At 54.8% G+C, this 12,388-nt stretch carries 11 protein-coding genes and 1 pseudogene; 5 read left to right on the forward strand and 7 right to left on the reverse strand.

What is annotated here, in order from left to right; genetic code table 11:
* Window positions 1-1,292, forward strand: a pseudogene (locus RTK32_RS11500) (phosphoketolase family protein); the annotation flags it as partial.
* Between the two features lie 41 nt (window positions 1,293-1,333).
* On the opposite strand, the gene RTK32_RS11505 reads toward RTK32_RS11500, so the two are convergent.
* Complete coding sequence (locus RTK32_RS11505) at window positions 1,334-1,918, reverse strand: LysE family translocator (protein WP_312044045.1); 585 nt, start codon at window positions 1,916-1,918, stop codon at window positions 1,334-1,336.
* A 136-nt stretch (window positions 1,919-2,054) separates the two neighbouring features.
* On the opposite strand from RTK32_RS11505, the gene RTK32_RS11510 reads away from it, so the two are divergent.
* Window positions 2,055-3,512, forward strand: a complete 1,458-nt coding sequence (locus RTK32_RS11510) for a PLP-dependent aminotransferase family protein (RefSeq protein WP_312044047.1) — start codon at window positions 2,055-2,057, stop codon at window positions 3,510-3,512.
* Between the two features lie 3 nt (window positions 3,513-3,515).
* Here RTK32_RS11510 and RTK32_RS11515 read toward each other — a convergent pair whose 3' ends face one another.
* On the reverse strand, window positions 3,516-4,139 hold the full coding sequence (locus RTK32_RS11515; RefSeq protein ID WP_312044049.1) for a glutathione S-transferase: 624 nt from the start codon (window positions 4,137-4,139) through the stop codon (window positions 3,516-3,518).
* 147 nt (window positions 4,140-4,286) lie between these two features.
* On the opposite strand from RTK32_RS11515, the gene RTK32_RS11520 reads away from it, so the two are divergent.
* Entirely contained in the window at window positions 4,287-5,138 is an 852-nt protein-coding gene (locus tag RTK32_RS11520; RefSeq protein WP_312044051.1) for a PhzF family phenazine biosynthesis protein, read from the forward strand.
* Between the two features lie 24 nt (window positions 5,139-5,162).
* On the opposite strand, the gene RTK32_RS11525 is transcribed toward RTK32_RS11520, so the two are convergent.
* Entirely contained in the window at window positions 5,163-5,921 is a 759-nt protein-coding gene (locus RTK32_RS11525; RefSeq protein ID WP_312044053.1) for an SDR family oxidoreductase, read from the reverse strand.
* A 115-nt stretch (window positions 5,922-6,036) separates the two neighbouring features.
* Here RTK32_RS11525 and RTK32_RS11530 point away from each other — a divergent pair, with 115 nt between their 5' ends.
* Together RTK32_RS11530 and yhjD are read left to right on the forward strand one after the other, a co-directional pair.
* Window positions 6,037-6,936: a LysR family transcriptional regulator gene (locus RTK32_RS11530; RefSeq protein WP_312044055.1), complete on the forward strand. Its 900-nt coding sequence runs from the start codon at window positions 6,037-6,039 to the stop codon at window positions 6,934-6,936.
* Between the two features lie 56 nt (window positions 6,937-6,992).
* Window positions 6,993-7,988 (forward strand): inner membrane protein YhjD, encoded by a 996-nt coding sequence (gene yhjD / locus RTK32_RS11535; protein WP_312044057.1) that lies wholly within the window; start codon window positions 6,993-6,995, stop codon window positions 7,986-7,988.
* A 7-nt stretch (window positions 7,989-7,995) separates the two neighbouring features.
* Here yhjD and RTK32_RS11540 read toward each other — a convergent pair whose 3' ends face one another.
* The 4 genes from RTK32_RS11540 to fieF form a co-directional block, all read right to left on the reverse strand.
* A complete protein-coding gene (locus tag RTK32_RS11540; protein WP_312044059.1) occupies window positions 7,996-8,754 on the reverse strand; it encodes a CDP-diacylglycerol diphosphatase in 759 nt (252 codons plus the stop codon).
* A gap of 180 nt (window positions 8,755-8,934) precedes the next feature.
* Window positions 8,935-9,927: a sulfate ABC transporter substrate-binding protein gene (locus RTK32_RS11545; protein ID WP_312044061.1), complete on the reverse strand. Its 993-nt coding sequence runs from the start codon at window positions 9,925-9,927 to the stop codon at window positions 8,935-8,937.
* 150 nt (window positions 9,928-10,077) lie between these two features.
* Window positions 10,078-11,040 carry a 6-phosphofructokinase gene (gene pfkA / locus RTK32_RS11550; protein WP_312044063.1) on the reverse strand — a complete coding sequence of 321 codons (963 nt, stop codon included), beginning with the start codon at window positions 11,038-11,040 and terminating at the stop codon, window positions 10,078-10,080.
* A 204-nt stretch (window positions 11,041-11,244) separates the two neighbouring features.
* Window positions 11,245-12,141 carry a CDF family cation-efflux transporter FieF gene (gene fieF, locus RTK32_RS11555; RefSeq protein WP_312044065.1) on the reverse strand — a complete coding sequence of 299 codons (897 nt, stop codon included), beginning with the start codon at window positions 12,139-12,141 and terminating at the stop codon, window positions 11,245-11,247.
* Window positions 12,142-12,388 lie beyond the last annotated feature (247 nt).

Here is a 12,388-nt window from a genome sequence, read left to right on the forward strand (position 1 = left end):
GCCGCCTGCGCAAGCCGTTAAAAACGCGCGACATTCGTGAGTTTGCCGTAGAAATTGCTGAACCCGGCGAAACGCAGGCGCAGTCTACGGCCGTGCTGGCAAGCTATCTCAGCGCTATCTTCCGCGATAATCCCGACAACTTTCGCCTTTTCGGCCCGGATGAAACCGCTTCTAACCGACTAAGTAAGGTTTTTGACGTCACCAATCGTACCTGGATGGAACAGATCCGCGAGTATGATGAGCAGCTGGCTCCGGATGGGCGGGTGATGGAAATCCTCAGCGAACATCAGTGTCAGGGCTGGCTCGAAGGCTATCTGTTAACCGGCCGCCACGGTTTGTTCAACTGCTACGAAGCCTTTATCCACATCATCGACTCCATGTTTAATCAGCACGCCAAATGGCTGAAAGTTTCCCGCAAGCTGCCGTGGCGTGAGCCTGTCGCCTCGCTTAACTATCTGCTCTCTTCGCACGTCTGGCGTCAGGATCACAACGGCTATAGTCATCAGGATCCTGGCTTTATCGATCACGTTATCAACAAGAAAGCGGATATTGTGCGCGTTTACCTGCCACCCGATGCCAATACTTTGCTGTGGGTCGGCGATCACTGCCTGAAAACCTGGGATCGTATTAACGTTATCATCGCAGGCAAACAGCCGGAGCCGCAGTGGTTGAATATGGACGAGGCCATCGCCCATTGTGAAAAAGGCATGGGCATCTGGCCATGGGCAGGGAATGAAAAATCGGGTAAAGAGCCAGACGTGGTGATGGCCTGTGCGGGCGACGTGCCCACAATGGAAACGCTGGCCGCTGTCGATCTGCTGCGGCAATACCTGCCCGATCTGTCAGTCAGGGTTGTTAACGTTGTGGATTTAATGGCTTTGCAAACTCAGGAACAACATCCACACGGCCTGGAAGAAGAGGATTTCGATGCGATATTTACTCGCGAAAAGCCGGTTGTTTTTGCTTTCCACGGTTATCCTGCGCTGATCCATCGCCTGGCTTACCAGCGTAATAACCATTCGAATTTCCACGTCAAAGGCTTTAATGAAGAAGGCACTACCACCACGCCTTTCGATATGACGGTGCTGAACGAACTGGATCGTTACCACCTGGCGCAGGAAGCTATCCTGCGCGTACCGGGGCTGCAGGAGAAAGCCGCCGACGTGCTGGACAAGCTGCAGGAAAAACTGGCTGCCCATCACGCCTGGGTACGTGAATACGGTGAGGACATCCCGGAAGTACGGGACTGGAAATGGCCGTCGCAGGAAGGCGGCGGTGAAGTCGGCGACTAAGGGCGTCGGCAGCCAGAGGGCGGCGTTCAGGCCGCCCTTTTTCAGGAATTTATTATCTCGACGACCATCCAGCCAACGGTGGCCACCAGCGACAGCGCCATCACGCTGTTAAACGCCTTCAGCTTCCAGGCGACCTGCAAATGCTTGCCCAGCCTGTCGCCCATCATTGCCCAGACCAAAATGCAGGGCAGATTCAGCGCGGCGAATCCGCTCATTACCGGCACGAGTCCGCTGCTGGCAGAATAGATTAGCGCCACGTTTATGGCCATCAGCCAGGCTTTTGGGTTCACCACCTGAAACAGTGCACCGCCCACCAGCGATAGCGGTCTCGCTTTTTCCCGCAGTTCTGGCGCACCCGCGCGAAAAATCTTCCACGACAGCCACAGCAGATAGGCGCAGCCCAGCAGGGTTAAAGGCAGACGAATCACCCCCATCCACAGCAGCAGACTGTCCAGCAACAGCGCGGCAATCGCTATCTGCAACGCACAACCCAGCGTAATGCCAAGCATCATCGGTACGGTGCGGCGCATCCCGAAATTGACGCCGGAAGTGGCGAGCATCAGATTGTTTGGCCCTGGCGTGATCGACATAACGGTGACATAGCTGAAAAAAGAGGGATCAAGCATGGCCGCTCTCCTGCAAGTGAATGAGAAGAGCATGGTAAGACGTCTGCGGTAATGGTAACAGATTCAGAAATCCACTATTGTTATGCGTACAATTGCTGTTATTACCTGACTGTACCCCTCTGCCGGAGGCTAAACTGTGTCTATTATCGAGCCGCAAGAGCAAACGCTGTATCACCAGCTGGCCGAAACGCTGGCGGAGGCTATCCACCGCGGGACCTGGCTGCCGGGTAGCCGACTTCCGGCCGTGCGCCGCTGTGCAGCTACGCATCAGGTCAGTGTTAACACCGTACTGACGGCCTATCGACTTTTAGAGGATCGCGGGCTAATCGAAGCGCGTCCCCAGTCCGGCTACTATGTGCGCGGCGTGCTGCCTTCGATAAAAGCCCGTAACCGCCACCCCGGGCAGGTTCGGTCGCCCGGCAGTGAAAAGCTTGATTTGATTGATACCGTGTTTGCCGCACAAAACCATCCTGACTACGTTAATCTTTCGCTGGCCTGCCCACAAAACAGCGACTTTTTCCCGACGGCGAAAATCAGCCGCATTATGGCTTCGCTGCTGCGGCGCGAACCAGATCTGATCGGCCGCTACGCTTTGCCGCCAGGCAGTCAGCGCCTGCGTCGGGAAATTGCCCGCCGCGTAACGGATTCAGGGATGACGCTCACTGCCGAAGACATCACGATAACGCACGGCTGTATGGAGGCGCTACAGCTGGCGCTGCGCGCCGTGACCAAACCTGGCGACTGCATCGGGCTGGAAACGCCCACCTATTTTTATCTCTTCCCGCTGGTTGCCAGCCTTGGCCTGAAAGTGCTGGAGCTGCCTACCGACCCGCAATACGGCCTGTCGCTGGATGCGCTGGAACTGGTATTGCGCGAGCAGCGTATTCAGGCGCTGGTGGCGATGCCTACAGTACAAAATCCGCTGGGCTGTACCATGCGGATAGAGGATAAAAAGCGGCTGGCGAAGATGGTGAATGATTACCAAATCCCGCTGCTTGAGGACGGGCTGTATAACGAGCTGCAGTTCTGCTGGCCGCTGTCACCGGCGGTTAAAGCGTTCGACACCGACGGCTGGGTGCTGCATTGCGCCAGTTTCACCAAAACCATCGCGCCCGATTTTCATATTGGCTGGATTGCGGCTGGCCGCTTTTCGGCGGCGCTGGCGCGACTTAAATCGGTTTCTTCGCTGGCCGAATCAATGTTACTGAGCGAGACGCTTGGACTGTTTCTGGAGTCCGGCGGTTACGATCGTCACCTTCGCACTATGCGCCGCCGCTATGCCACATTAATGGATGAAGCACGCGGGCTGATCGCCCGGCACTTTCCGCAGGGCACCCGAGCGACCCTGCCCAGCGGCGGCTTTATTTTCTGGGTTGAGTTGCCGGGCCAGCTTGACGGCATCGACCTGTTCCACCGCCTGCTGCAGGAAAAAATCTGCCTGACGCCGGGCGCGCTCTATACTCTCAGCGATCGTTATAAGAGCGCGATACGGCTGACCTGCTGCTATCACTTTGACGAGCGCTATATTCACGCGCTGAAGCGCACCGGCGAACTGGCGTGTGAACTAAGCGGTATCCCGCCAGGCATCGCCTGATCGTCACGGCATACCGTTACGGCCCCAGTGCGCATAGCCTTTACGCTTCGTCAGCCGCTCGTAGTAAGCCCGCACAGCCGGTAGCTCCGGATGGTCCATCGGCGTTTCATACCAGCGGTTGACCGACAGCCCAATCGGCACGTCGGCCAGCGAGAACGCGTCGCCCGCGACAAAGGCACCGGTTTTTTCCAGCTGCTGATTAAGAATGGCCATCGTATAGTTCCAGCCTTTACAGGCGGCCGCCAATAATCGTCGATCCTGATGAGCAGGGGAATGCCGCACCAGCGACATAAACGCGTAGCGCCAGGAGGTATTAAGCTCGGTGGCCTGCCAGTCAATCCACTGATCGATCGGCCCACGCGTGCGGGGATCCTGTGGGTAGAGCCAGCCGCCGTCATATGCATTCGCCAGATAGCGAATAATGGCGTTGGACTCCCATAAGATGAAGTCATCTTCCTGAATAACCGGCATTAATGCGTTCGGATTAAGCGCCTTAAATTCGGCTTCCTGAGGCGATCTGGCCCCTTCGCCCCACTCTTCACGCTCAAAGGCGACACCCAGTTCTTCACAGGTCCACAGGACTTTCCGGACGTTGATAGACGATGCACGTCCCAGTATTTTCAGCATATTTCCCTCACTTTTGTTCGGGTTCAGGCGACCCGTTACCGCTTGACTGATAACGGCACTGCTTACCCTGAAAATAGCACCTCTTCAGCCCCCCGGCCGTGAAAATTCCTGATATTCTCAAAGAAAATTAATGTGAAGGACAGACGAATGACGCAGCAGCGCCCTTTTAAGCAAGTCGATGTTTTTACCTCTTCACCCTTAAACGGCAACCCACTGGCGGTGATCATGGCAGCTGAGGATCTCAGTACGGCGCAGATGCAGGCCACTGCCCGCTGGACGCATCTGTCAGAAACTACCTTTGTTTTGCCCGCTACCCATGCGGCTGCCGATTACCGGGTGCGTATTTTTACGCCGGACGGTGAACTGCCGTTCGCTGGCCATCCGACGCTCGGTACTGCCCATGCGCTGCTGGAATCAGGTCTTCCCCTGAAAAATCCCGGTCAGATCGTGCAGCAGTGCGAGCTGGGCCTGGTAACGGTGAAGATTGCCGCAGACGGCGCGCTGGCGTTTGCCGCACCAGAGGCGACGCTGACGGCGTTTAACGATGCGCTGCTGGGCAGCGCGTTGAACACCGATGCGACAGAAACCCGCCTGCCGGTAATGATTGCGGATATGGGCATTCGGTTTCTGCTGGTGCCGATGAGGTCTGCCGAAGCAGTGCTGGCAATCAAACCTAATCTTACGGAATTTGAACGGTTGTTGAAAAAAGCCCGCGTAACCGGCGTGATGCTTTTTGGCCCTCTGCAGGAAGCCGCGGAGCAGTATGAAGTCCGTTGCCTGCTGATGGAGCAGGGTTCACTGTGCGAAGATCCCGTAACCGGCAGCGCCAATGCCTGCCTGGCCCGCTATCTGCAGGCGCAAGGAACAGAACAGGATTACCGCGTTCGTCAGGGCACGGCTTTACAGCGTGCCGGTCGCCTGAGCGTCAGTTGGGTGGCCGGCACCGCCTGGATTGGCGGCCAGACGGTTACGGTCATAGACGGGACTATCCGTCTCTGACCTCTGGCCGGGCGGCATGGTGCCTCAGAGAAACATGCCGCCCGAGGCCTCAATGCGCTGCCCGGTTATCCAGGCGCTCTCTTCGCTGAACAGCATGGCGATGACGTTGCCGATATCCTCCGGCAGTCCTACACGGCCCAATGCCGTTACGGAAGAGATAAAAGCATTGATTTGAGGATTATCACGCACTCGACCGTCGCTAAAGTCCGTGGCGATAGCGCCGGGCGCCAGAATATTGACACGAATATCCCGCGCCGCCAGCTCTTTTGCCTGGTAGCGCGTTAACACTTCCATCGCACCCTTCACCGCCGCATACGCCCCGGATCCTGGCTGGCTGAAACGGGTCAGACCGCTGGAGACGTTCAGAATACGTCCGCCATTAGCGACCAGCGGCAACAGCTGCTGCGTCAGGAAAAACGGCCCCTTAAAGTGCACGTTAACTAAAGCATCGAACTGCGCTTCCGTAGTCGAAGCAAACGGCTCATGCAGCGCGGTTCCGGCATTGTTCAATAAATAATCAAAACTGTCGCGTTGCCAGACTGCTTTTAGCTGTTTTTGTACTTCACTGGCGAAGCCGGAAAAAGTCTGGCTGTCTCCTACATCCAGCTGTAGCGCCACGCCGCGGGCCCCCAACGCTTCTATTTCTTTGACGACCGCCTGTGCCTCCTGCGCTTTGCTGTGCCAGGTAAAAATCACATCAATGCCCTTTTCAGCCAGCTTTAGCGCGCCGTTTCGGCCTAAACCCCGGCTGCCGCCGGTAATAACTGCAATTTTGTGGCTCATTTCTCGCTCCGGACGTTCTGCTGTGGATAAAAAACAGGATATTGCCTGCAAAGCGATCTATAAATGGTTCTGGCTACGCATCACTGTTCCGTTGAAAGCAACAATGGGCGCATAAATGGATAAAATACACGCAATGCAGGTTTTCGTCAGGGTCGCGGAATTACAGAGTTTCACCCGCGCCGCCGAGAGCATGGGTTTACCTAAAGGCAGCCTGTCGCGACAGCTGCAATCACTGGAAAACACGATGGGCGTAAGGCTGCTGCATCGCACCACGCGACGTGTCCAGCTGACGCAGGACGGAATGATTTATTACGAGCGCTGCCGCGACGTGCTGGCAACGCTGGATGAGATGGATTCCCTGTTTCAGCACGACCCTGCCACGTTGAGCGGCAAGCTACGTGTCGATATGCCTGTCAGTATGGCTTGCGACTATGTCCTGCCGCTGTTGCCGGATTTTATGCAGCATTATCCTGGAATCGAGCTTGAGCTGAGCAGCAGTGACCGACGCGTGGATGTGGTACGTGAAGGCTTTGATTGCGTTGTGCGCGTCGGTATCCTGGAAAGTTCCGGTCTGATTGCCAGGCCTTTAGGCAAGCTGACGTTAATTAACTGTGCCAGCCCTGACTACCTGATGCGTTTTGGTACGCCAGGCACGCCGGACGATCTGGCCTCACACGCGATGGTGCATTACAGCCAGCAAATTGGTATGCAGCCGATGGGCTTTGAATACTTCGATGGTAAAAACCGTCGCTATATCAAAACGGGCGGGACAATAACCGTCAACAGCACCGAAGCTTATCGCGCCGCCTGTCTGGCCGGATTAGGCATTATTCAGGTACCGGAAAGGGGCGTAAAACAGGCGTTAGCAGAGCGAAAACTGGTTGAGATCCTGCCGCACTTTCGCGCCGAACCGATGCCCGTTTCGCTGGTTTACCCTCATCGCCGTAATCTGACGCGCCGGGTCCACGTCTTTATGGAATGGCTGACTCAGGCAATGAAACACTACGTTAGCTGATCGTCCGGCTATAATTTGTTTTAAGCCATGCACTTGAAGGATATGAAGAAGGATTCATGAAGGAAAATAACCCCGTAGAGAAAAAAGCGGACAAGCCGCTGATTAATATTAAAACCGGCAATGAAACCGTCGATAAGTCGATCACGCGCGTTTCTCGTCTGGCGAGCTGGTTTCAGGCCATCCCGGCGGTGGCACATTTTATCCGCGCCGGAGAACGCTTTAACGATCGTATGGGCAGTCAGTTTGGCGCGGCCATCACCTATTTTTCTTTTCTGTCGCTGATCCCCATATTAATGGTGTCGTTTGCGGGCGTCGGTTTCGTGCTCGCCTCCAATCAGGATTTGCTGACGGATTTGATCGACAGGCTGGTTAACAGCATCAGCGATCCTACGCTGGCAACCACGTTGAAAAATACCGTGAAAACAGCCGTCGAACAACGTACGACCGTGGGCATTACCGGCCTGCTGGTCGCGCTCTATTCCGGCATCAGCTGGATGGGCAACCTGCGTGGAGCCGTTCGCGCGCAGTCGCGTGACGTCTGGGAACGCAACCAGCAGGATAAAGAAAAGATTTACTTCAAATATACTCGCGATTTCATTTCACTGATCGGCCTGGTACTGGCGCTGTTTATTACTATTACGCTGACGTCGGTGGCGGGTTCGGCGCAGGACGCCATCGTGCGGGCGCTCGGCCTGGACGGGATTGAATGGCTGCGCCCGGCAATGACCACCATTGCGCTGACCATCTCTATCCTGGCGAACTATCTGCTGTTTCTGTGGATCTTCTGGCGACTGCCACGTCACAAACCGCGTAAAAAAGCGCTGTTTCGTGGCACGCTGCTGGCCGCTATTGGCTTTGAGGTGATTAAAGCGATTATGACGATGACGCTACCGAAGCTGGCCTCTTCGCCTTCTGGCGCGGCGTTTGGTTCCGTGCTGGGTCTGATGGCGTTCTTCTACTTTTTCGCCCGCCTGACTCTGTTCTGCGCGGCCTGGATAGCCACGGCAGAATACGCGGACGATGAGCCTGAGCAGGCCACCACGCCAGTCTGACAGGTGATCAGGATGACGGCTGCAGAATGCTGCAGCTGTGATCCTGAAGCTCTTCCGCCGATCCCCGGTTCAGCAGCAGCAGGTTACGCTTAATCACCATCAGTGCCCGCCTTCCATCCGGCATGGCTGCTACCGCGATACCGTATTTCCCCATCTCTTCACGCGCGCCAGGCAGCTCGTTCGCAATGCGAACAAACGGGCTGGTTTTTTTCAGTTCGTCACGGCTCAGCAGGCGGATTTGGTACTCATGTTCGCCCAACTGCGCCGATTGCCATTTCTCGCTTAGCGAGCCGTTCAGGCTGTCCAACCGCCGCCGGATATCAGGCCGCAGGCAGGAAATATGAATATGCAGCTGGTTTTGCGTTCTGCCGCGCTGCGAGTTAATGCTCAGCGCTACCGCACTGTCTTCTACTGGCGAACCGCGACGTTCTTCCATATAGTGGCGCGCATGCCAGGCTTCGGCGAAATAGTTGGGAGCAAAGGGATTCAGCAGCTCGGGACTTTCGATACCGGTAAGCTTTTTCACGGGCATCAGCAGGAACTGCAGCGACCCTTCACGATCTTTCATCACCACGTAACCATTATGCAGATCCACTATCCGACAGGGCGCCGGATCGTTATTTTGCTGCTGATTAGGCACGCACTGCTGGCTGACAATGTTCCATAACGTATTAGCATTGTGTCTGCAAATGATGGCTTTGCAGCCTCCAATAACGGCCACGAGCGCCACAATGCCCGTAATCAGGATCCGCTTCCCCCCTTGCATGACAACAACCTCTACGCGTGTAATTGCGCATAATGTAAACGAATCATTGCTGAAGGTCATGTTAAATAATCAATGTGCGTGACTATGGGGTGCAAGCTTATTGGAATCAGCAAGATACAAGGGAAAAATAAAGGCCAGTCGGGTGACTGGCCTTAAAAGGAGGGTGTTCCGCTAAAAAGATTAGCGCTGCATCGCTTTGTCGTAGGTGCCGCCATCCGCAAAGTGCGTTTTTTGCGCTTTGGCCCAGCCGCCGAACTTAGCATCGTCGATAGTAAACAGCTTCACTGGTGCAAATTTATCGGCATATTTTTTCGCCACGGCCGGATCGCGTGGACGATAATAGTTTTGCGCAGCGATTTCCTGGCCTTCCGGCGAATAGAGATACTTCAGGTAAGCATCGGCTACTTTACGGGTATCGCGATCGTCAACAACCTTATCCACCACGGAGACGGTAGGCTCGGCCAGAATTGACTCGGTCGGCGTGACGATTTCAAACTGATCTTTGCCCAGCTTGTTAACCGCCAGATAAGCCTCGTTTTCCCAGGCAATCAGTACATCGCCAATACCGCGTTCAACAAAAGTGTTGGTTGCGCCACGCGCGCCGGAATCCTGTACTTCAACGTTCTTAAATAACGCTTTGATATAGGCCAGCGCCTTGTCCGAATCGCCATTGTTTTTGTCCAGTGCCCAGCCCCAGGCGGCCAGATAGTTCCAGCGCGCGCCGCCAGATGTTTTCGGATTTGGCGTGATCACCGACACGCCGGGCTTCGTTAAATCCTGCCAGTCGTGGATCTGTTTGGGGTTGCCCTTGCGAACCAGGAAAACAATGGTGGAAGTGTAAGGCGCGGAGTTATCCGGCAGGCGCTTAATCCAGTTTTTATCAATACGTCCGCGCTCGGCGATGGCATCCACGTCCGAAGCCAGCGCCAGCGTCACCACATCAGCACGAATGCCGTTAATCACGGAAGTTGCCTGCTTGCCGGATCCCCCGTGAGACTGACGGATAACCACGTTATCGCCGGTTTCCTGCTTATAGTGCGCGCTGAAAGCTTTATTGTACTGTTCGTAAAGCTCCCGGGTAGGATCGTAAGAGACATTTAACAGCTGGACATCTTTTGCCAGAACACTGCCTGAGGCCAACAGCAAGGTTAATCCAATGCTCCACTTTTTCATTACGCGCGCTCCCAAAGGTTTTTTCTGGCAGAGAGCGTGACACAAAGTGTTTGATGACTTAAAGAATTAAAAGCTAGCTGTAATAACCGAATGGAATATGAATCTGCAAAATAAAGGCGCTGATAAACAGCGCCTGAAAAGGAAGGGTGATTAATAAAGACGTTTGGCCGTATCCAGCCAGTCGCCTTTAAAGGGACGCTTCATATTTTCAATGGCGTCGATAATATCGTGGTGGACCATTTTCTCGTTCTGAATACCGACGCAGCGGCCGCCGTAACCCTGTAGCAACAGCTCGATAGAGTAAGCCCCCATACGCGAAGCCAGAATGCGGTCATAGGCTACCGGCGCACCACCGCGCTGGATGTGACCCAGCACCGTGGAGCGGGTCTCGCGTTTGGTTTCAGATTCGATGTATTTCGCCAGCTCGTCGATATCGCAGATATGTTCGGTAATCGCCACAATCGCGTGCTTTTTACCTTTGGCAATGCCTGCTTTGATTTCCTGGACCAGCTCTTCCCGGGTGAACGGGATTTCCGGCAGGACGATAAATTCGCAACCGCCCGCGATGGCCGCTGCCAGCGTCAGGTCGCCGCAGTAGCGGCCCATCACTTCGACGATAGAGATACGCTGATGCGAGGAAGAAGTATCGCGCAGGCGGTCAATCGCCTCTACAACCGTTTCCAGTGCGGTAAAGTAACCGATGGTGTAATCCGTACCGGCTACGTCATTATCGATAGTACCCGGCAGGCCAATGCACGGAAAGCCCATCTCCGTCAGTCTCTTAGCACCCATGTAGGAGCCGTCGCCCCCGATCACCACCAGCGCATCAATGCCGCGCTTTTTCATGTTCTCAATGGCCACGGCACGAACGGCCTCTTCGCGGAACTCGGGGAAACGCGCCGATCCCAGAAAAGTGCCGCCGCGGTTGATCATGTCGGAAACGCTGTAGCGGTCCAGATTGGCCATGCGATCTTCATACAATCCCAGGTAACCATCGTAAACGCCACAAACTTCAACATTTTCACTCAGCGCCGCACGAACGACACCCCGAATAGCTGCATTCATGCCAGGCGCGTCACCGCCGCTTGTCAGTACTCCGATTTTTTTGATCATGACAACCTCTGAACTTGTTAATGCAAATTTTAAATTCTGAACGCCCTGGGGGATCGGCGTACGCGAGCGATCGACTAATGTGGGCAATAGTATATCAAAGTCTTTTAGCTGAATTGATTCAGGTCAGAGAACATTCTGCTATTTTTCCGTCGCAAAATAACTCCGGCGTTCAATTCATGGGCTGCTCCCTTAACTCTCTGAAAATCATAGCCCGTTCAGCTCCTTTTCAGGCACTATCGAGCAGGGATCCTGGTGGATAGTAATATCAGAACCAGGAAAAGCTTTCAGCAACGCTTTTTCAACTTCTTCCGCAATCAGGTGCGCCTGAAACAATGTCAGGTGGTCTTTCAGCTCTAAATGCAGCTGGATAAAGCGTGTCGGGCCGGAAAGACGCGTACGGATATCGTGTACACCTTCCACACCGGGCCACTGGCCGGCAATGCTCGCAATTTCTGCTTTTTCTGAATCCGGCAGCGCCCTGTCTAACAGCAGCTGCACAGCTTCGTAACCCATTCGCAGCGCGTTATAAAGGATCCAGACGCCGATACCCAACGCAAACAACGCATCGGCGCGCCTGAAGCCATACCAGCTCAATCCCAGCGCGACCAGGATGGCACCGTTCATAATAACGTCAGATTGATAGTGAAGCATATCGGCCCGAATGGCCAGACTGTGCGTTTTACGCACTACCCACCGCTGAAAAGCGACCAGGACCAGCGTTGAAAAGAGCGCAATAAGCGTGACAACCACCCCAACTAACGGCGCGCGCATCTCGGCAGGGGTCGAGATATGTTGTAACCCCGTCAGAAACAGGAAAAGTGCGGAGCCGGAAATAAACATGCTTTGCGCCAGCGCGGCCAGGGATTCGGCCTTACCGTGCCCGAAGGTATGCTCTTCATCGGCGGGCTGCAGAGAATAACGCACCACAAACAGATTGGTCAGTGAGGCGGCAATATCTACCAGAGAATCGACCAGCGCGGCCAGCAGGCTGACCGAACCGGTATACCACCAGGCGAAAATCTTCACCAAAAGCAGCAGGGAAGCCAGAGTCGTCGCTGCCAGAGCGGCAGAGTTAACCAGGCGAGCATAATGCTGGGCCATATTGCACTCCGTTCAGGACAGTAGCCTGAGTATACCGGATTTCACGCAAAAAATGCCTCGCTCCTCGGGTAAGGAAGAGAGCCAGGAAGGTAGAAGATACATGTTATTACTTTGAAAAATAACACTTTCCCCCTGCTAACCACCCTATATTAACCCCGTCGAAAAAAATAAGGTCTCGCCATTACCGGACTTTATTACCGGGACATGTGCGTTACTTGTTGCCTTGACCGCGTCGGATGCGGCCCTG

Origin of the sequence: Erwinia sp. (assembly GCF_031978025.1) — a bacterium.
Lineage (GTDB): Bacteria > Pseudomonadota > Gammaproteobacteria > Enterobacterales > Enterobacteriaceae > Erwinia.